This window comes from Chryseobacterium sp. AC405b, from assembly GCF_979258685.1.
Genome location: NZ_OZ409877.1, coordinates 1,446,442 through 1,465,657 on the forward strand (window position 1 = coordinate 1,446,442; position 19,216 = coordinate 1,465,657).

Here is a 19,216-nt window from a genome sequence, read left to right on the forward strand (position 1 = left end):
TTGTTGATTTTGAGTAATTTTGTGAAAATTTAAAATATAAAATGGGAAGAGCATTTGAATATAGAAAAGCTTCGAAAATGGCACGTTGGGATAAAATGGCCAAAACTTTTTCTAAAATAGGTAAAGATATTGCCTTAGCAGTAAAAGCCGGTGGTCCTGATCCGGAAGCTAATCCTGCATTGAGAAGATGCATCCAGAATGCTAAAGGTGCAAATATGCCTAAAGATAATGTAGAAAGAGCCATCAAAAAAGCAAGCGGTGCAGATGCAGAAAACTATGAGGAAATCAACTATGAAGGATACGGACAAGGCGGTGTAGCATTTTTTGTAGAATGTACTACCAACAATACCACGAGAACCGTTGCCAACGTAAGAGCTATCTTCAATAAATTTGACGGTAACTTAGGTAAGAATGGTGAATTAGCCTTCATCTTCGACAGAAAAGGAATTTTCAGTATTGATATGACTCAAATCAAGATGGATTGGGATGACTTCGAAATGGAAATGATCGACGGTGGTGCAGAAGATATCGATAAAGATGAAGAAGAAGTTATGATTACCACAGCATTTGAAGATTTTGGATCTTTATCTCATAAATTAGATGAATTAGGAATCGAGGTGAAAAGTGCAGAACTACAGAGAATTCCAAACATAATCAAAGAAGTTACAGAAGAGCAGTTTAAAGCAAACATGAAAATGCTTGACCGTTTTGAGGAAGATGATGATGTGCAGAATGTGTATCACAACATGGAAATAACAGATGCACTGTTAGAATCATTATAAAAAATAATATAGCATTCATATACAATTCATTTTCATGTAGTTTCTTTGCATAAAATCATGTGAACTGAGAATTCCTGATAAGTAATCAGAATTGGAAGATTTATTGGGTTAAAAAGCAATCTGTAAATGAAAAGAAACGTTGAATTGGTTGTCATTTCGGATGTACATTTGGGAACTTACGGATGTAAGGCTAAAGAATTGTTGAGATATTTAAATTCTATTCAACCGAAAACATTGGTTTTGAATGGTGATATTATTGATATCTGGCAATTTAAAAAGTCTTACTTCCCTAAGCCTCATCTGAAAGTCATCAAAAAAATTATTTCATTTGCCACAAAAACCACCGATGTTTACTACATCACAGGCAATCATGATGAAATGTTCAGAAAATTTACCGATTTTGAATTGGGTAAATTAAAAGTAATCAACAAACTTTGTGTAACGTTGAACGGAAAGAAAACCTGGATTTTCCACGGTGATGTTTTCGACGCCTCTGTTCAGCATTCAAAATGGATTGCAAAATTAGGTGGAAAAGGCTACGATCTTTTGATTGTGATCAATAATGTTGTGAACTGGTTTTTAGATAAAATGGGTAAAGAAAAATATTCATTTTCAAAAAAAATTAAAAATAACGTCAAGAAAGCTGTAAAATATATTGGTGATTTTGAATTGACTGCTTCTGAACTAGCCATTGATAACGGATACGACTTCGTGATTTGCGGTCATATTCATCAGCCACAAATTCGTGAAGTGGTCACTAAAAAAGGTTCTTGTACATATTTAAATTCCGGCGACTGGATTGAAAACCTCTCTGCTTTAGAATACAACAATGGCGAATGGAAAATCTTTCATTACGAAGAACATCAGCATTTATTGAAAGATGATGAAACGGAAGAGATTCAGGATATGAATAATTCTGAACTTCTAAAAATAGTAACCCAATTTTCGTAACATGAAGATATTATATGCTTTTCAGGGAACAGGAAACGGTCACGTTGCGAGAGCACAGGAGATTATTCCTATCCTAAAAAAATATGCTTCTGTTGATACGCTCATCAGTGGTCATCAATCCCAGTTACAGACCGATTTTCCAATAGATTTTAAACATCGGGGTGTTTCTCTTCTCTATAATAAAACAGGAGGAATTTCGTACAAAAAAATTCTTTTTAAAAATAATTTTCTGGAAGCGATCAATACCATCCGGCAAATTGAGCTGAATCATTATGATCTAATTATTAATGATTACGAACCTTTGACAGCCTGGGCTTGCAAGCTGAGAAATTTAAGAATGCTTGAACTAAGTCATCAAGCTTCCATGAGTTTTAAAGAAACGCCGAAACCAGCCAGGAAAAGTTTTTTGGGAGAATCTGTACTGGAACATTATTGTCCAAGTAAAGATAAGATTGGTTTTCATTTTGAAAATTATCATCCTAAAATCAAAAAACCCGTTATAAGAAGAAAAATCAGAAACCTGAACCCAACAAAAAAAAGATTTTATGTGGTTTATCTTCCCAGTTTTTCAGATGAAAATATCACGAAAGTTCTGGGTCAGATTCCTGTTGAATGGAAAGTTTTTTCAAAGTATACTCATCTTCACAGTCAGACAGGTAATGTTGAAATTTATCCGATTGATGAAACTCATTTCTTAGAGTGTTTTGAAAACTGTGATGGTATTTTGTGTAACGCAGGATTTGAGGGACCGTCAGAAGCACTTTTTCTGGATAAAAAATTGTTCGTCATTCCAATTCATAATCAATACGAGCAAGAGTGTAATGCCTGCGCTTTAGATAAAATAGGAATTCCCAATTCTAAAATTCTTGATGTTGAAGAAATTAGAAATTGGGTACATTCTGATATTCATTTTAAAGTAAATTATCCTGATGATATTGAAGATATTATCTTAAATGAAGTTTTAACGTTCAAGTAAAATATCTTCCACATTACTCATTCTTCTCATCACCGATCTTGCGTATGAACAGTGTGGATAGACGTTCCATTTATTTTCTCTTGCAAATTTGATGGCTTCTTCAACCAGATATTTTCCCATTCCGCGACCTTCAAATTCAGGATGAACGAGTACAAATGAAATAATCAGTTTATTATCAGCCGGGAAGATGGTATAAGTAAGTCTTCCGACTTCTTTTATTTCGTTGTTCATGGTAATGACGCCACCATTTCCTGATTTATTATTTTCGAGTTTCATATGTATGTTCTTTATTGTTTAAATGTTATCGAATCTTACAAATCAAAATTAATCAGAGTAATTTCATAAGTTTGATTTGGAAAGACAGATACAAATTCTACACCGAAAGACATTAATAATTCACAATTCAATTTTAGAAGCAAAAATTGACCAAACATATTGAATTATTCTTTTCCTGTATAATAATTGTAATCTTTTATAATAACTCCGATGAACTGTCTTTCGGTCATTTTTGTCGGGTCAACTTCTAGTTTTAGAATGCCTTTTATTTTGTCTGAAAGTTTGCTGATGATTTGTCGGTCATCTATTTTTAAAGCTTTCAGATAATTATCTTTAATGATTCTCATATCGTTATCGCTCAAACCAATCACCTGTGGAAAAGTTGGAACATAATCAGTACGAAGATTTTCTAATATAGTATGAGAAATATTGATATTGTTTTTAAGTGAGATTACCGCAGTTCCGGCTGCAATGTCTCCAAAACGCTGGTTGTTTTTTGTGATAATCATCGTGATAAATCCTACAATCAAAAAAGAAACATCAATCACTCTGAAAACCCATCGAATCAGGTAATCACCAAAACTTGCCTGATAACCGTCAATTTTCACCACCCGAATTTTCATTGTTTTTTTGCCAACAGTTTGTCCGTCCATCAAGCTTTCTAAAACAAGCGGATAAATAACGGTAGGGAAAAGAAGAATACTGTAAACAGCGCCTACAGACCATTGGTCTAGCCCATTCAAAATATATCCCAAATCAAAAACACTGAAAAAAACATAAAGAATAAAGATACCATAGGCAATTTTGATTGCAGAATCGATGAGAAATGCAAGAATCCTTTCACCAACACTTGATATGTTAAAGTTAATATTTACATTTTGTGAAGTATTAATCGCAATTTGAGACATAATTTTTATTATTTTAGCCTTACAATTATGAGAGAAGTTTTTTTTATTAAACAAAATAAAGAAAAATGGTTGGGAATCGAACAGGTTATTCAAGGGAAAATCAAAAAAAATCCTGATGACCTGTCTTCGTTGTACATTAATCTGATTAATGACCTTTCTTTTGCCCAGACGTATTATCCTAAAAGTAATACGACGGTTTATCTTAACCATCTTTCATCTCAGATTTTTCAGAAAATTTACAAGACCAAAAGAGTGGAAGAAAACAGAATGCTGTATTTCTTCAGAACAGAAGTTCCGCTTCTGGTTTATCAGTACAGAAGATATTTGCTGTACGCTTTTGTGTTTTTTATTCTCTTCACTTCGATGGGTGTTTTGTCGGCAGTTTACGATAAAGATTTCGCCAAAATTATTTTGGGTGAAAGTTATGTAAATACCACCATAGAAAATATTAAAGCAGGAAATGCGGTCGGTGTTTACCAAAGCGGCTCAACTTGGGGAAGCACAATAGGTATTACTTTAAACAATATTGGAGTAGGTGCGAAAATGTATCTGTACGGGATTTTCGGTGGAATCGGTTCATTGTATGTGCTGTTATCAAATTCTGTGATGTTGGGCTCGTTTCAGTATTTTTTCTATGATTACGGAGCTTTAAAAGACAGCGCAAGAGGAATCTGGCTGCACGGAGTTTTTGAAATCTTCGCAATGGTTGTAGAAGCCATGTGCGGATTGGTGTTGGGGACATCCATACTTTTCCCAAAGACATTGTCTAGATTTGAATCTTTAAAAATCGGATTGAAAGATTCGTTTAAAATATTTTTAAGCACCATTCCATTCACGATTTGTGCAGGAATCATTGAAGGTTACGTAACAAGACATGCCTTAAAAATGCCGGAATTTTTAAATCTAATCATCATCTTCGGATGTTTAGCCATCATAGGATTTTACTATTTTGTGTATCCTTTTATTGTCAATAAAAAACATAATAACGCAATTAAAAATACCGATGATACAGTTTTATAAAAATAGAGATTTTGGAGCTTTTATCAGTGATAGTTTCGGATTTTTCAAATTATACGGGAAGAATTATTTTAAAAATTATATCCTTCTGAACGGGCTTTTGCTCATTCTTTTGGTCGTTGTTGTCATATTTGGATACAGAGAGTTTTTGGCGCAGATTTTTGGGTCAAATATAAATGGGGACAGCTCTTATCTTGAAAACTATTTTGAAGACAATCTAGGAATGTTTATCATGATCGGTGTGATAACGTTTGTGCTTTTTTCTGTTTTAATGATTGTCAATTATCTCTATCCTGTATTTTATCTGAAAAGACTGGCGAAAGGAGAAAATAAAATTAAAATGGATGATATTTTGAATGACTTTAAAAACAATGCAGGACGAATTGGAATACTTTGCCTTGGAATGATTTTTATCGTGACCCCATTGTCATTTATTTTGATGGGAGTTTCTTACGCAATGATACTCATTATTATTGGGCTGCCTTTGGTTTTGTTTGTTTTTCCAACGGTTTTTAATGTCATAATGTTTTTGTTGTATGATTATTTCAACAGCCAAAAAGGATTTTTTGAAAGCTTAAGTTTTTCTATCAGGTCTCAGTTTTCTTATCCAAATGGCAGAGAAAAGTCTCCTTACTGGAAATATTGGGGTTCAACGACGGTAATTTCAATTATTTTGTATGTAATTACCACTATTTTCACAATGATTCCTATGATTATATTTTTTGGAACGATGCTGACTACCGAACCTGATGCTAATTTTGAACAAAATCCGTTCTCGGGAACAATGGGAATATTATTGTTTGTGACATATGGATTTTCATTGTTGATTTCATTTTTCCTCTCAAATTTATTGTATATCAATTCAGGTTTGATGTATTATGACAGCAGAAGAGACCTTCATCAGCAGGTAGAATTAGCAGAAATAGATACGATCGGAATCAATGAATAAAATCTTTTTCTTTATACTTTTTCTTTCGTGTTTTGGGTTTTCAAATGCTCAGGAAGTAGATAGCACGGCTTTTTATGATGATTACTACGAAGAATCTTACGAAGATTCTTTGATTACGGGACATTATAAAAATATGTATCCCGCAGATTCTGTTTTGCTTAAAAATCCTGTTTCTGAAAACACAGTCTATCCTAAAGATTTTAAAACAAACATCAAGTCAAGATATAAAGGTGAAGAGTTTGACTATTCTACTTCAAAACCCAGAGAATCATTTTGGGATAAGCTGATGAAGAAAGTTTTAAAGATTATTCAGAGTATTTTTGGAGAAACAAGTTTAGAAAGTTCAGCTCAGATTACAACATTGCTGGTGCGTATTTTTGCGATTATTCTGGTAGGGTTTCTGCTGTATTTTATTGTTAAATTTATCATCGGGAAGAATGGAAATTTCATTTTCGGAAAGAAAAATAAGAAAGTCATCATCAATGATGAGGAACTTCATGAGAACATCCACGAAATTAATTTCCCTGAAAGTATTGCTACTTTTGAACGTACAAAAGATTACCGTTCTGCAGTACGCTACCAGTTTTTGTTTGTCCTGAAAAAACTCAGCGACAAAAAACTCATTCTCTGGAATCCTGAAAAAACGAATAAAGATTATGTGGCAGAATTGAAGGTTCCGACTTTCAAAAAAGAATTTTCAAATCTTTCTTATATTTTCGATTATGTTTGGTACGGAGAGTTCAGTATTGATGAGCAGAGTTATGAGAAATTTAAAGAGCAATATCAGTCATTCAAACCATAATTAAACGCTAGAAATGAATAAAACTTTCAGAATATATGCTATTATTTTTATCATTATCATGGTGATTTTGGCATTGTTTGAAGTTAACAAAAAAGAAGCTGTAGACTGGCGTAAGAATTTTGATGTCAATGAAAAATCACCTTTCGGATTATTTGTGTTTAATCAGGAAGTGAAAGATTTATTTAAAAGTAATCTGAAAAAAAACGAGGTTACGGCTTACGATTATTACAGCCAAAATAAGAAGAAACCTCATAATATTCTTGTCATAGAAAGTGATATTGATATCCAATCCTGGAAGAAAATTCTTAACGAAGTTTCGAATGGCTCTGATGCGATGTTTATTATGAGTAAAATGCCGAAAGAGATCTCAGACACGATTGGCTTTTACGATTCACAAATTTCATTTGAAGATAAAAATGTTCTGAAACTGACAGATAAAAAATATCAAAACGATTTCATAAAGCTCGATAAATTCCCTTCGGGACGTGGTTTTTCCTATATCAAACCGGGCGTTCAGGCATTGGGGAAAACTGTTGAAGAAGAGAACACAGATCAGATTAATTTCATCAAAACAAAATTCGGAAAAGGTACCATCTACGCACATTGTGAACCTCTTTTCCTTACCAATTATTATCTTCTGCAGTCTGGAAACACAAAATATGCTCAAGATGTTTTTTCTTATCTTGATGATAAAGAAACACTTTGGTTTGTGGAAGCAAATACCAAAGAGTCTCAATTTTTCATGCGGTTTATTTTAGGAAATCCTGCCTTGAAATACGCTTGGTGGCTTTTATTAGCAGGTTTGGTTTTATTTATCTTTTTTAATGCTAAAAGAAAGCAGCGCATCGTTCCGATTATTGAACCATTGAAAAATACATCTGTAGATTTTGTAAAAAGTATTGGGAACCTTTATCTGCAGGAAGGTGATTTTCATGATATGATGGCGAAAAAAGCTCAGTATTTTCTCAATAAAGTAAGACTTGACCTTTTAATTGATACCCAAAACTTAGATGAAGAATTTGCAAAAAAACTCCAGCTAAAAACCGGAAAAAGTATTGAAATTATTAATGAAGCTGTTGTTTTAATTACAAAATCTCAGGATCCTTATGCAAGTGTGATGAAGGAAGATTTGGCCAGAATGAATAAACTTTTGGATGAAATTTTACGATAAAATTGAAGAGGAGAGCTCCGTAGGAGCGACATGTTTGTAAATAAATAGATAATAAAATTGAACTCCTTAAGAGTGAAACAGATATGGCAAATACTTATATTCAGATTTACATTCAATTTATCTTCGCTGTAAAGGGGAGACAAAATCTGATTGCGCCTGAAAAAAGAGAAGTTTTGCAAAGATATATTTCTGGAATTATTAAGAATAGTAATCAAAAGTTATTGGCTGTGTATGCTAATCCCGACCATATTCATCTTCTTGTAGGCTTTAATAGTTTGAATCTCAAAATTTCAGATTTTGTTCGTGATATTAAAGCGAATTCTTCAAAATTCATGAATGAAGAAAAATGGTTAAATGGAAAATTTAATTGGCAAGAAGGTTACGGTGCATTTTCTTATTCAAAAAGTCAGATTGATAAAGTTGTTAATTACATTCTTAATCAGGAAGAACATCATAAAAAGAAAAATTTCCAGGAAGAATATCTTGAAATTTTAAATAAATTTGAAATACAATACGATGAAAAATATATGTTTGAATTTTATGATGATTAAGTGTCGCTCCTACCGAGCTATGCATCATATACTCAACGATAAACTACAAACATTTCGCTCCTACGGAGCTCAATAAATTAAATAAACAATGGAAAACCAGGAAAACCAAAATACAGAACTGCAAAATTCTATCAATTTAGATAAAAACGAAAGTGAATTTGCGTCAAGAATTGACATGATGGAACTTCGTACTAGTTTAGAAAAAGTAAAATTAGAAATTGCAAAAGTAATCGTAGGTCAGCATGATATGATAGAGCATCTTTTGGCGGCGTTGTTATCGAATGGTCACGTTTTGATAGAAGGTGTACCGGGAGTTGCGAAAACGATTACAGCAAAACTTTTGGCAAAAACAATTGATGTAGACTTTAGCAGAATACAATTTACTCCGGATTTGATGCCTTCAGATATTTTGGGAACCTCAATTTTCAGTATGAAAAATTCTGAATTTGAGTTTAAAAAAGGTGCCTATTTTCTCAAATTTTATTTTGATTGATGAGATCAACCGTTCGCCTGCCAAAACACAATCTGCTCTGTTTGAAGTGATGGAAGAAAGGCAAATAACGATGGACGGAACACAATACGAAATGGAAGCCCCGTTTTTAGTGGTGGCAACCCAAAACCCGATCGAGCATGAAGGAACTTACAGACTTCCGGAAGCTCAGCTTGACCGTTTCTTGTTTAAAATAAATGTTGGATATCCTGATCTTGAACAGGAAATTGCCATTATCAAAAACCAGCACGAAAGCAGACAGGAAGATAAAACAGAGGTCGTACAACCCGTTATCAGTGCACAGCAATTGAGTAATTATCAAAAACTGGTTAAAGAAATCATCGTTGAATCTCAACTGATAGAATACATCGCAAAAATCATTATCAATACAAGAGAAAATCAATTCTTATATTTAGGAGCTTCACCAAGAGCGAGTTTAGCTTTGTTGACTGCTTCAAAAGCCTTTGCTGCATTACGAGGAAGAGATTTTGTCACTCCTGAAGATATCAAGGAAGCCAGTTATGCCGTATTGAGACATAGAGTAATCGTTTCTCCGGAAAGAGAAATGGAGGGATTGACGGCTGATGAGATTATCCGTCAGATTTTGGAAGGAATCGAAATTCCAAGATAAGAATCATCAATAATTGAGATTTAATTTTCTCCAGCTTTTAACTGAAATAAATGAAAAACCTATTCATCAACAACCGCTTTTTTTTCACGCTCATCGGAGTGGGGATTCTGTATGTTTTTGCGTTTTTCTTTCCGTTTTTAATGATTGTAGCGCATGCCGTTTTATTGTTGGTTTTTCTTACTGCGATGGTTGATTATCTGCTTTTATTCAGAGAAAAAGACGGGATTTTAGCACAGAGAATTTTACCCGAAAAATTATCAAACGGCGATGAAAATGCAGTAAAAGTTGATATAAAAAATAATTACAGTTTTAAAATTAATACAAAAATCATTGATGAAATTCCGTTTCAGTTTCAGAAGAGAGATTTTTTAATTGAAAAACACATTGCGTCCGGTAAGAACACTTTATTCCAATATATTCTTGAGCCTAAAGAAAGAGGAGAATATAGTTTCGGAGCTTTAAATGTTTTTGTGTCGTCGCCTTTAGGTTTTGTTTCTAAAAGATTTACCTTTCAGAAGAATGCAATGCTTCCTGCTTATCCGTCGTTTGTTCATCTTAGAAAATATGAATTGATGGCGTTGCAAAACGAATTTTTACTCGGAGGAATCAAAAAAATCAGAAAACTCGGTCATACGATGGAGTTTGAGCAGATTAAAGAATATGTTCCCGGAGACGATGTAAGAACCATCAATTGGAAAGCAACCTCAAAAACCAATCGATTGATGGTCAATCAGTTTCAGGATGAAAAATCGCAGCGTATTTTTATGCTGATTGATAAGGGGAGAACCATGAAGATGCCATTCAAAGGTTTAAGTCTTCTTGATTATTCTATTAATGCGAGTATGGCGTTGTCCCACATTATTCTTAAAAAAGGCGATCGGGCCGGAATGATGACATTTTCCAAAAAAACGGAAAATAAAGTTGCTGCAGATAATAAATCTGGTCAGTTGAGAAGGATTTCAGAAGCACTTTATAATATTAAAACAGATTTTTTTGAAAGTGATTTTAATAGATTGTATCAGGATGTAAAATATTCTGTAAATCAAAGAAGTTTGGTTTTGCTTTTTACCAATTTTGAAACGTTGGACGCTTTAAACCGGCAGATGAAATACCTTCGTGGAATCGCCAAAAACCATTTGCTGGTGGTAGTTTTCTTTAAAAATTCAGAGCTTCAGTCTTTACTTCACAAAAATCCTGAAAGTATGCAGGAGATTTACGATGAAGTGATTGCAGAAAAATTTGAATTCGAAAAAAAATTGATCATTCAGGAATTAAGAAAATACGGAATTTATTCTGTTTACACACTTCCGGAAAATCTGAATGTGGAGGTTATTAATAAATATCTTGAAATTAAGGCAAGAGGAATTTTGTAATTTCGAATAAGCAATAAGCAATAAGCAATAAGCAATAAGCAATAAGCAATAAGCAATAAGCAATAAGCAAAATGAAAATAACATTAAACCGAATAAACGACGACTTTTTATTTGAATGTACCAACGCACAGGGAAATTCAATTCTTTTAGACAACACTTCACAACCTGGTGCAAAAGGAGTTTCTCCCATGGAAAGCGTACTGATGGCAGTTGCAGGATGCAGCGGAATCGACGTAGTTTCAATCTTAAAAAAACAAAGACAGGAAATTACAGATTTTAAAGCTGAAGTAGAAGGCGAAAGAATTCCTGTGGAAGACGCAAAACCTTTTAAATCAATTATGGTTAAATTCTTTTTAGAAGGTACAATTGATCCTAAAAAAGCATTAAAAGCTTCAGAATTATCATTCGAAAAATACTGTTCGGTTTCAAAAACTTTAGAACCTAATGTTGAAATCGGTTATGAAGTGTATGTAAACGGGGAGAAAGTAGGTGAATAAATAAAGTGGGAGAGTTTGAGTGGGAAAAAATAAAAAGCACATAACTCATAAGTTCTCCAACACTAAAACTCCCCGACCCAATTACGCTAATCTAGGTTTAAGTAACTTAGCGACAGTAGCTGTCCAGCCTGTTTGATGAGATGCTCCTACACCACGACCGTTATCTCCGTGGAAATATTCAAAGAATGTGATATAATCTTTGAAATTCGGATCATAGTTAAATTTATAATTTCCTCCGTTGAAAGCCCTTTGTCCGCTCTCATCTTTTAAAAATATAGAGCAGAGTCTGTTACTGATATTGTGGGCAACTTCATCCAGATTTTTCTGTTCACCACTTCCTGTCGGAAATTCAATTTTCAAGCTGTTTCCGTAATAAAAATGAAAACGCTGAAGACTTTCTACAATCAGGAAGTTAATCGGAAACCAAATAGGACCTCTCCAGTTGCTGTTTCCTCCGAACATTCGGCTATCGCTTTCTGCAGGAGTATAATACACCACATTCTTATTACCGTGAACGGTAAACACAAAAGGATTGGCTTCATAAACCTTTGACATCGCACGGATTCCGTAGTCGCTTAGAAATTCTTTTTCGTCTACCATTCTTGATAAAACTTTTTTCAGTCTTGTACGGCGAAGAATACTCATCAAATGTTTTCTGCCGCTACCTTCTTCGTCCCAGTGAGAAACCAGATTGGCAAGTTCAGGTTTGTTTTTTAGAACCCAATCCATTCTTGCTTTGAAATTGGGCATTTTATCCAAAAGATGATGATCAATAATTTCCACGGCAAACAATGGGATCAACCCTACAATACTTCTCAATCTTAGGGTAACACTTTCACCATTTCCAAGCTGAAGTACATCATAGAAGAATCCGTCTTCTTCGTTCCAAAGACCTTCCTTGTCTTCACCCATATTTTCCATGGCTTCTGCGATGTAGAGATAATGCTCAAAGAATTTAATTGCCATGTCTTCATAAACTTGGTAATACTGAGCTAGTTCCATGGCAATACGCATCATGTTGAGCGCATACATCGCCATCCAGCTCGTTCCGTCAGCTTGTTCAAGATGCTCACCATCTTTTAATTCCATGTTTCGGTCAAAAGCTCCGATATTATCAAGTCCCAAGAATCCGCCTCCAAAAATATTTTTGCCGTTTTTATCTTTTCGGTTTACCCACCATGTAAAATTTAGAAGAAGTTTTTGAAAAACTTTTTCTAAAAATAAAAGATCAGGCTTACCATTACTTTTTTCATCGATTTTAAAAACCCTGAAACAAGACCAAGCGTGCACAGGCGGATTTACATCACTTAAATTCCATTCATAAGCAGGCATTTGTCCGTTGGGATGCATGTACCATTCTTTGGTTAAGAGAAGGAGCTGATTTTTAGCAAAATCGCCGTCAATAATTGCGTACGGAACACAGTGAAATGCCAAATCCCAAGTCGCATACCAAGGATATTCCCACTTATCAGGCATGGAGATAATATCTTTATTGTGAAGATGTTCCCATTCGGTATTTCTCACATAATGATTAAAATCTCTTGGAGCTTCATGATTAGGATCGCCTTTTAGCCATTTTCCTACGTTGTAATGGTAAAATTGTTTGTTCCAGAGAAGCCCGGCAAAAGCCTGTCTCTGCACATTTCTTTCATCTTCATTGGGAACATCCTGCTGAATCTCTTCATAAAATTCGTTTGCTTCAGAGATTCTTGCATTGAATATATTTTCAAAATCATAAAATGCATCATCCATTTCATGTGGTGCAAGTCTAAATTCAAAAATTTCACATTCTCCGGCTTTTACTTCCGCTTCAGCAATAAACGAAGCTTTTGAACCTTTTTTTTCCGGATTAATGGTGTTTTTCTGATGAACGACAAAATTGTTGATGCCATCTTTGTAGAATGTATTATCAATTTCCGGGCATCCGTAAAGTTTAGGAGTATTGGTTTCATTATCACAAAAAACGCTCTGTGCATTTTTATTTTTCGAATAAAACTTTTTTAACGAAACGCTGTCGTGATTAATGTTGATGCATCCATCATGAGAATCTTCCAGCTGTCCTTGGTATTCATTATATCCCCATTTCCAATTATTTCGATACCATGCGGTCGGAATCACTACTATAGGTGCATCCTGCCGACTTCGGTTACAAACGGTAATTCTCACCAAGATATCATCAATATTCCCTTTGCAGTATTCAATAAAAATATCGAAATATTCATCTTTATCGAAAATACCGGTGTCGATGATTTCATATTCTTGCTCTTTTTTGGTTCGCTTACCATTTTCTGAAACTAAATCTTCGTAGGGAAATTTATTGATAGGATATTTGTACACCATTTTCATATAACTATGAGTAGGTGTATTGTCTAAGTAATAGAAAATTTCTTTGATGTCTTCCCCGTGATTTCCCTGCGGATTGCTCAATCCGAAAAACCGTTCTTTTACTCTTTCATCGTTTTTATTCCAAAATGAAAGTGCAAAGCAAAAAAGCTGCTTGGTATCTGAGATTCCTGCGATACCTTCTTCACCCCAACGATATGCATAACTTTCAGCATTGTTATGATTGGCAAAATGCCACGCATCACCGTTTGGGCTGTAGTCTTCACGTACATTTCCCCACTGTCGGTTGCTTACGTAAGGTCCCCAGTTTAACCAGTTTTTATCTTTTAGTCTTTGCTTCTCGACACTCATATCACATCATTTTTCATTGCTAAGGTAGATTTTTTGGTAAAAAAAACCAATTTTTTTAAGCTTAATAATTCTTAACATGCTTCTGAAACGCTTTCAGATAAAGGATTTTTAACGAAAAATAATTTTTATTTATTTTTTTAAGAGAAATGTCTTATCTTTGCACCATTCGTTCATTTATATATTGAAAATGTTATCAAGAAAGGTTGAGGGATAGACCCTGTGAAACCTTAGCAACCCTTTGCGCAAGCGAAGAAGGTGCTACGTTCTACCAAATAAAATTTTATTTTGGACAGATAACTTACTGAAGTTCTTTTTCAGCCATTTCCCGTGGCATTTTCAAATTTATTTTAATAATATAAAATTGAAAACAGAACTGCAACATATTAATTTTTTGTACCGAACCGATTCCCAAAAGGAATATCAAATCCCATTAAGCTATCAGCTTTTTGGAAGAGACTTGTTTTCTGCACCCATTATTTTGGTCAATCATGCTTTAACCGGAAATTCAAATGTTTCGGGAAAGACAGGTTGGTGGAAGAATTTGATTGGGGAAAACCAGGCAATTGATACAAACAAATTTACGGTTCTCTGTTTTAATATTCCCGGAAATGGGTATGATGATTTTTTTATCGACGAATATTCAGAGTTTACATCTTCAGATATAGCGAATATTTTTCTGAAAGGTCTTGAAACTTTGAATATTAAAAACTTATATGCCATTATCGGAGGCTCGCTCGGAGGCGGAATTGGTTGGGAAATGCTTGCTAAAAAACAAGATTTAGCAGAGCTTTTTATCCCGATTGCTTGCCATTATAAAACTCATGATTGGTTACATGCCCAATGTTTGGTTCAACAATTTTTATTAAATGGGAATAATGAACCTCTCCAAAAAGCAAGAATTCATGCGATGCTGTGCTACAGAACTCCTCAGTCTTTAAATAACAGATTTCAAAATAAATTCAATGATGAAAAACAGCAATTAGAATCTGAAGACTGGTTGAATTATCATGGGAAATCTCTTGCCGAAAGATTTAGTTTAAAGTCATATCAATTAATGAATTATTTGCTCATGAACATCAATGCAAACGATGCAGATTTAAGTAAAATCAAAGCACGAATGCACATGATCTCTGTAGATACCGACTTATTTTTCCCGGCTTCTGAAATTCAAACGTGTTTTATGAAACTGAAAACTGAAAAAGAAAATGTGTTCTACCACGAGATCCAATCAATTCATGGGCATGATGCCTTTTTAATGGAATACAAACAATTAAATAATATTATAAAAAATATTTTGTAGATGAATAGAGCGTAAGCAAAATTCCACAAATAAGAAAATAAATATCAGATGAAAAATAATGCAAACGAAATAAAATTTTTAAAAAATCGATCAATCATCAAATTTGAAGGAGCAGATTTTTTAGGTGAAATAGGGATTGACGGAAGAGTTTTTAAAGCACTTACTTTGGCACGAATCAGTGTGGGAGTAATTTCTCAACAAGCGGTAGAAAATGGATTATCAATTCTCGTACATGAAGATGATTCTGAAAAAGCAGTCAATTGCCTGATTGAAGAATTTGCTGAAGAAAGAAAATCAGGAAAGGTTTCACAAATTTACAGCATCAACAATGTTTCTGTCATCGGTTTTGTAGCAGAAGATTTAAATAAAATACTTTCTGAACTGGCCAGAAATAATGTTTTTCCGTTGCTTTTAAATCAAAATTCAAGCGAGAAACGCATCAATATCGTAGTGACCTCTTCTCAGGATGAAAAAACTAAAAATATCATCGAATCTGAAATTTTCAAAAAACCAAAAACAGTTCATTTGGCAATTATAGGTCACGGAAATGTAGGAAAAACCTTAATAGAACAGGTTTTACAATCTGCCGAAGAAATTAAAAGACGAAAAAATATACATTTAAAAGTGGTAGCTGTTGCCAATTCAAGAAAAATAGCTTTCAGCAAAAAAGGATTTGACAGCAATTGGAGTGATGAGGTTTTTGCGGCCGAAAAATCTTCAAGTGTAGACGAATTGATTAATTTTTCAAAACAAAATCAGCTTGAAAACCTGATTGTTGTGGATAATACAGCGAGTGTTGATTTTGTGAAAAACTATCATGCTCTGGCAGAAAACGGATTCGATTTAGTTTCATCAAACAAAATTTTCAACACACTTCCCATTGAAGAATATCGTAAACTAAGACATACGTTGAACAAAAACAATAAACGTTATCTGTACGAAACCAATGTTGGAGCAGGTTTACCATTAATTGACACCATAAAACTTTTACACCTGTCAGGAGAAAATATTACGAGAATTAAAGGTGTGTTCTCAGGAACATTAAGTTATGTGTTCAACAATTTTTCTTTGAGAGATGATAAATTTTCAACAATCGTGCTTGAAGCTTTAGAAAAAGGTTTTACCGAACCGGATCCAAGAGAAGATTTATCAGGAAACGATGTTGCGAGAAAACTGCTGATTTTGGCGCGGGAATTAGATTTAAGCAATGAATTTACAGATATCAAAATTCAGAATTTAGTTCCTGATGCTTTGAGTTCGATTTCTAAATCAGAATTTATCGAACGATTGGGAGAATTAGATGATGAATATGATAAAATGAAGAAAGATCAAGGGCCGGATCACGTTTTAAGATATGTTGGAGATTTGCACGGAGACCTACAGAAAGAGAAAGGCGAATTGGATGTGAAATTAATTTCAGTTCCTGCAACTTCAGCCTTAGGACAACTAAAAGGATCAGATTCAATCTTTGAAATCTACACCGAAAGTTATGGTGAAAACCCAATCGTGATCATGGGAGCCGGAGCCGGAGCAAAAGTGACAGCAAGAGGTGTTTTCGGAGATATTTTAAGACTAAGTGAAACTAAATAATTACAATTGCCATGGAGAATTTTGAAACCCTTGCCGTAAGAACCCAAACCGAAAGATCTCAGTTTGATGAACATTCTACGCCATTATATCTTACTTCAAGCTTTGTTTTTGAAGATGCGGAAGATATGAGAGCGAGTTTTGCTGAGGAGAAATCTAAAAATCTGTACAGCCGATTTTCAAATCCGAATGTTACAGAATTTACAGATAAAATAGTAAAAATGGAAGGTGCAGAATCTGGTTACGCTTTTGCAACAGGAATGGCAGCCATTTATTCAACGTTTTCGGCCTTGCTTAATGCAGGAGATCATATTGTTAGCTGCCAATCAGTTTTTGGATCTACGCATACGTTATTTACCAAATATTTTCCAAAATGGAATATTGAGACTACCTATTTCAAAGCCGAAGATTCTGAAAATGTAGAAAACTACATCAAACCAAATACAAAAATTCTGTATTTGGAAACTCCGACAAATCCTGCAATTGAAATTTTAGATTTAGAATTTTTTGGTCAAATTGCAAAAAAACATCATCTGATTTTCATTGTAGACAACTGTTTTGCGACGCCTTATCTTCAACAGCCTATTAAGTATGGAGCTGATATTGTGGTGCATTCAGCAACAAAACTAATTGACGGACAAGGTCGTGTTTTGGGCGGTGTAGCAGTTGGAAGAGAAGATTTAATAAGGGAAATCTATCTTTTCGCTAGAAATACCGGACCTGCAATGTCGCCGTTCAACGCTTGGGTTTTGTCGAAAAGTTTAGAAACATTGGCTATCCGTGTTGAGAGACAATGTGAAAATGCTTTGAAAGTGGCTGAGTTTTTAGAAAGTCATCCCAATGTTGAATTGGTAAAATATCCATTTTTAAAATCTCATCCAAGCTATGAAATTGCCAAAAAGCAAATGAAATTGGGCGGAAATGTTGTCGCTTTCGAAATCAAAGGCGGCATTGAAGGCGGAAGAAACTTTTTAGATTCAATAAAAATGTGCTCGCTTTCTGCCAATCTTGGTGATACGAGAACGATTGTTACACATCCTGCATCTACAACGCATTCCAAACTGTCTGATGAAGAAAGAAATGAAGTGGGAATTACCGCAGGTTTGGTTCGCTGCTCAGTAGGTTTAGAGAATGTGGATGATATTATCGCAGATTTGAAGCAGGCGCTAGATTAGTTCAATAAAAGCAAGCTTCAGATTTAATTAAATAAATATAAAATTGGCTTTCGCCGAAAATATAAAATGAAAAATTCAGCACAATTATATAAAGCACTACAAGATCGCATTCTCATTCTCGACGGAGCAATGGGAACGATGCTTCAACGATACAAATTTGTAGAAGAAGATTACCGTGGAGAGCGTTTTAAAGATTGGGAACATCCCGTACAAGGAAATAACGACCTGCTTTCGCTCACACAGCCTGAAGCGATTGAGGAAGTTCACAGAAAATATCTCGAAGCTGGAGCCGATATCATTGAAACAAACACCTTTTCCGGGACTACCATCGCAATGGCAGATTACCATATGGAAGATTTGGTATATGAACTAAATTATGAATCTGCAAAAATTGCCAGGAAAGTCTGTGATGAATTCACGGCTAAAAATCCTGATAAACCAAGATTTGTTGCCGGCTCTATCGGACCAACCAACAGAACTGCAAGTTTAAGCCCGGATGTTAATGATCCCGGTTACCGTGCTATAACTTTTGAAGAATTGAGATTAGCATACAAACAGCAGTGCGAAGCTTTATTGGATGGAGGATCAGATATTCTTTTGGTTGAAACCATTTTTGATACTTTGAATGCAAAAGCTGCACTTTTCGCCATCGATGAAATACAGGAAGAAAGAGGAATTGAAATTCCCATCATGGTTTCAGGGACGATTACGGATGCGTCAGGAAGAACATTGAGCGGACAAACTGCGGAAGCATTTTTAATTTCAGTTTCACATTTGAATTTACTGAGTGTAGGATTCAACTGTGCTTTAGGGGCAAGTCAGCTTACACCTTATTTAGAAACATTAGCACACAGTTCTGAATTTTGTGTTTCGGCATATCCCAATGCAGGGTTACCCAATGCATTCGGTCAGTATGACGAATCTCCGGAACAAATGGCTGTTCAAATTAAAGAATATGTAGAAAAAGGATTGATCAATATCATTGGTGGATGTTGCGGAACAACTCCTGAACATATCAAAGCTATTGCTGATTTGGTTGAGAAATATGAACCTAGAAAAGTTGAATTTAGTTTTTAGTGTTTTGTA

General features: G+C 34.4%; 17 protein-coding genes, 1 pseudogene and 1 riboswitch. Of the genes and pseudogenes, 15 read left to right on the forward strand and 3 right to left on the reverse strand.

Features of this window, described 5'->3' with window-relative positions:
* Positions 1-41 precede the first annotated feature (41 nt).
* From ACZZZA_RS07030 to ACZZZA_RS07040, 3 genes are all read left to right on the forward strand, one after another.
* Positions 42-782, forward strand: coding sequence for a YebC/PmpR family DNA-binding transcriptional regulator (locus tag ACZZZA_RS07030; RefSeq protein WP_463430455.1), 741 nt, complete (start codon positions 42-44; stop codon positions 780-782).
* A 126-nt stretch (positions 783-908) separates the two neighbouring features.
* The gene (locus tag ACZZZA_RS07035) at positions 909-1,733 is read left to right on the forward strand and encodes a UDP-2,3-diacylglucosamine diphosphatase (RefSeq protein WP_463430456.1); all 825 of its coding nucleotides are present in this window, start codon (positions 909-911) and stop codon (positions 1,731-1,733) included.
* A 1-nt stretch (position 1,734) separates the two neighbouring features.
* Positions 1,735-2,709 carry a glycosyltransferase family protein gene (locus tag ACZZZA_RS07040; RefSeq protein WP_463430457.1) on the forward strand — a complete coding sequence of 325 codons (975 nt, stop codon included), beginning with the start codon at positions 1,735-1,737 and terminating at the stop codon, positions 2,707-2,709.
* Here ACZZZA_RS07040 and ACZZZA_RS07045 read toward each other — a convergent pair.
* Both ACZZZA_RS07045 and ACZZZA_RS07050 read right to left on the reverse strand, forming a co-directional pair.
* Positions 2,695-2,985: a GNAT family N-acetyltransferase gene (locus tag ACZZZA_RS07045; protein ID WP_463430458.1), complete on the reverse strand. Its 291-nt coding sequence runs from the start codon at positions 2,983-2,985 to the stop codon at positions 2,695-2,697. The two genes, ACZZZA_RS07040 and ACZZZA_RS07045, sit on opposite strands and share 15 nt — an antisense overlap.
* A 164-nt stretch (positions 2,986-3,149) precedes the next feature.
* Positions 3,150-3,893 carry an RDD family protein gene (locus tag ACZZZA_RS07050; protein WP_463430459.1) on the reverse strand — a complete coding sequence of 248 codons (744 nt, stop codon included), beginning with the start codon at positions 3,891-3,893 and terminating at the stop codon, positions 3,150-3,152.
* 27 nt (positions 3,894-3,920) lie between these two features.
* On the opposite strand from ACZZZA_RS07050, the gene ACZZZA_RS07055 reads away from it, so the two are divergent.
* The 8 genes and pseudogenes from ACZZZA_RS07055 to ACZZZA_RS07090 all read left to right on the forward strand — a co-directional run bounded on the left by ACZZZA_RS07055 (position 3,921) and on the right by ACZZZA_RS07090 (position 11,374).
* Positions 3,921-4,913, forward strand: a complete 993-nt coding sequence (locus tag ACZZZA_RS07055; RefSeq protein ID WP_463430460.1) for a stage II sporulation protein M — start codon at positions 3,921-3,923, stop codon at positions 4,911-4,913.
* The gene (locus ACZZZA_RS07060) at positions 4,897-5,859 is read left to right on the forward strand and encodes a DUF4013 domain-containing protein (RefSeq protein WP_463430461.1); all 963 of its coding nucleotides are present in this window, start codon (positions 4,897-4,899) and stop codon (positions 5,857-5,859) included. The genes ACZZZA_RS07055 and ACZZZA_RS07060 overlap by 17 nt, the downstream gene beginning before the upstream one ends.
* The gene (locus ACZZZA_RS07065; RefSeq protein WP_463430462.1) at positions 5,852-6,661 is read left to right on the forward strand and encodes a DUF4129 domain-containing protein; all 810 of its coding nucleotides are present in this window, start codon (positions 5,852-5,854) and stop codon (positions 6,659-6,661) included. The genes ACZZZA_RS07060 and ACZZZA_RS07065 overlap by 8 nt, the downstream gene beginning before the upstream one ends.
* 13 nt (positions 6,662-6,674) lie before the next feature.
* A complete protein-coding gene (locus ACZZZA_RS07070) occupies positions 6,675-7,832 on the forward strand; it encodes a hypothetical protein (protein WP_463430463.1) in 1,158 nt (385 codons plus the stop codon).
* 83 nt (positions 7,833-7,915) lie between these two features.
* Positions 7,916-8,383 carry an IS200/IS605 family transposase gene (tnpA, locus tag ACZZZA_RS07075; RefSeq protein ID WP_463430464.1) on the forward strand — a complete coding sequence of 156 codons (468 nt, stop codon included), beginning with the start codon at positions 7,916-7,918 and terminating at the stop codon, positions 8,381-8,383.
* A gap of 88 nt (positions 8,384-8,471) precedes the next feature.
* Positions 8,472-9,504 (forward strand): annotated as a pseudogene (locus ACZZZA_RS07080) (AAA family ATPase).
* A 50-nt stretch (positions 9,505-9,554) separates the two neighbouring features.
* Positions 9,555-10,877, forward strand: a complete 1,323-nt coding sequence (locus ACZZZA_RS07085; RefSeq protein ID WP_463430465.1) for a DUF58 domain-containing protein — start codon at positions 9,555-9,557, stop codon at positions 10,875-10,877.
* Between the two features lie 71 nt (positions 10,878-10,948).
* On the forward strand, positions 10,949-11,374 hold the full coding sequence (locus tag ACZZZA_RS07090; protein WP_463430466.1) for an OsmC family protein: 426 nt from the start codon (positions 10,949-10,951) through the stop codon (positions 11,372-11,374).
* An 81-nt stretch (positions 11,375-11,455) separates the two neighbouring features.
* On the opposite strand, the gene ACZZZA_RS07095 is transcribed toward ACZZZA_RS07090, so the two are convergent.
* Positions 11,456-14,068, reverse strand: coding sequence for an MGH1-like glycoside hydrolase domain-containing protein (locus ACZZZA_RS07095; RefSeq protein WP_463430467.1), 2,613 nt, complete (start codon positions 14,066-14,068; stop codon positions 11,456-11,458).
* 187 nt (positions 14,069-14,255) lie between these two features.
* A riboswitch (SAM riboswitch) is annotated at positions 14,256-14,368 on the forward strand.
* Positions 14,369-14,429: 61 nt separating this feature from the next.
* Between ACZZZA_RS07095 and ACZZZA_RS07100 the strand changes: the two genes are divergently transcribed.
* From ACZZZA_RS07100 to ACZZZA_RS07115, 4 genes are all read left to right on the forward strand, one after another.
* The gene (locus ACZZZA_RS07100) at positions 14,430-15,368 is read left to right on the forward strand and encodes an alpha/beta fold hydrolase (protein ID WP_463430468.1); all 939 of its coding nucleotides are present in this window, start codon (positions 14,430-14,432) and stop codon (positions 15,366-15,368) included.
* Positions 15,369-15,416: 48 nt separating this feature from the next.
* Positions 15,417-16,958: an ACT domain-containing protein gene (locus tag ACZZZA_RS07105; RefSeq protein WP_463430469.1), complete on the forward strand. Its 1,542-nt coding sequence runs from the start codon at positions 15,417-15,419 to the stop codon at positions 16,956-16,958.
* Positions 16,959-16,969: 11 nt separating this feature from the next.
* A complete protein-coding gene (locus ACZZZA_RS07110) occupies positions 16,970-18,130 on the forward strand; it encodes an O-succinylhomoserine sulfhydrylase (RefSeq protein ID WP_463430470.1) in 1,161 nt (386 codons plus the stop codon).
* 66 nt (positions 18,131-18,196) lie between these two features.
* Positions 18,197-19,207 (forward strand): homocysteine S-methyltransferase family protein, encoded by a 1,011-nt coding sequence (locus ACZZZA_RS07115; RefSeq protein WP_463430471.1) that lies wholly within the window; start codon positions 18,197-18,199, stop codon positions 19,205-19,207.
* Positions 19,208-19,216 lie beyond the last annotated feature (9 nt).

Coding starts and splice junctions, on each gene's coding strand:
- ACZZZA_RS07030 (WP_463430455.1), top strand. CDS start 42: ATGGGAAGAGCATTTGAATATAGAAAAGCTTCGAAAATGGCACGTTGG.
- ACZZZA_RS07035 (WP_463430456.1), top strand. CDS start 909: ATGAAAAGAAACGTTGAATTGGTTGTCATTTCGGATGTACATTTGGGA.
- ACZZZA_RS07040 (WP_463430457.1), top strand. CDS start 1,735: ATGAAGATATTATATGCTTTTCAGGGAACAGGAAACGGTCACGTTGCG.
- ACZZZA_RS07045 (WP_463430458.1), bottom strand. CDS start 2,985: ATGAAACTCGAAAATAATAAATCAGGAAATGGTGGCGTCATTACCATG.
- ACZZZA_RS07050 (WP_463430459.1), bottom strand. CDS start 3,893: ATGTCTCAAATTGCGATTAATACTTCACAAAATGTAAATATTAACTTT.
- ACZZZA_RS07055 (WP_463430460.1), top strand. CDS start 3,921: ATGAGAGAAGTTTTTTTTATTAAACAAAATAAAGAAAAATGGTTGGGA.
- ACZZZA_RS07060 (WP_463430461.1), top strand. CDS start 4,897: ATGATACAGTTTTATAAAAATAGAGATTTTGGAGCTTTTATCAGTGAT.
- ACZZZA_RS07065 (WP_463430462.1), top strand. CDS start 5,852: ATGAATAAAATCTTTTTCTTTATACTTTTTCTTTCGTGTTTTGGGTTT.
- ACZZZA_RS07070 (WP_463430463.1), top strand. CDS start 6,675: ATGAATAAAACTTTCAGAATATATGCTATTATTTTTATCATTATCATG.
- tnpA (WP_463430464.1), top strand. CDS start 7,916: ATGGCAAATACTTATATTCAGATTTACATTCAATTTATCTTCGCTGTA.
- ACZZZA_RS07085 (WP_463430465.1), top strand. CDS start 9,555: ATGAAAAACCTATTCATCAACAACCGCTTTTTTTTCACGCTCATCGGA.
- ACZZZA_RS07090 (WP_463430466.1), top strand. CDS start 10,949: ATGAAAATAACATTAAACCGAATAAACGACGACTTTTTATTTGAATGT.
- ACZZZA_RS07095 (WP_463430467.1), bottom strand. CDS start 14,068: ATGAGTGTCGAGAAGCAAAGACTAAAAGATAAAAACTGGTTAAACTGG.
- ACZZZA_RS07105 (WP_463430469.1), top strand. CDS start 15,417: ATGAAAAATAATGCAAACGAAATAAAATTTTTAAAAAATCGATCAATC.
- ACZZZA_RS07110 (WP_463430470.1), top strand. CDS start 16,970: ATGGAGAATTTTGAAACCCTTGCCGTAAGAACCCAAACCGAAAGATCT.
- ACZZZA_RS07115 (WP_463430471.1), top strand. CDS start 18,197: ATGAAAAATTCAGCACAATTATATAAAGCACTACAAGATCGCATTCTC.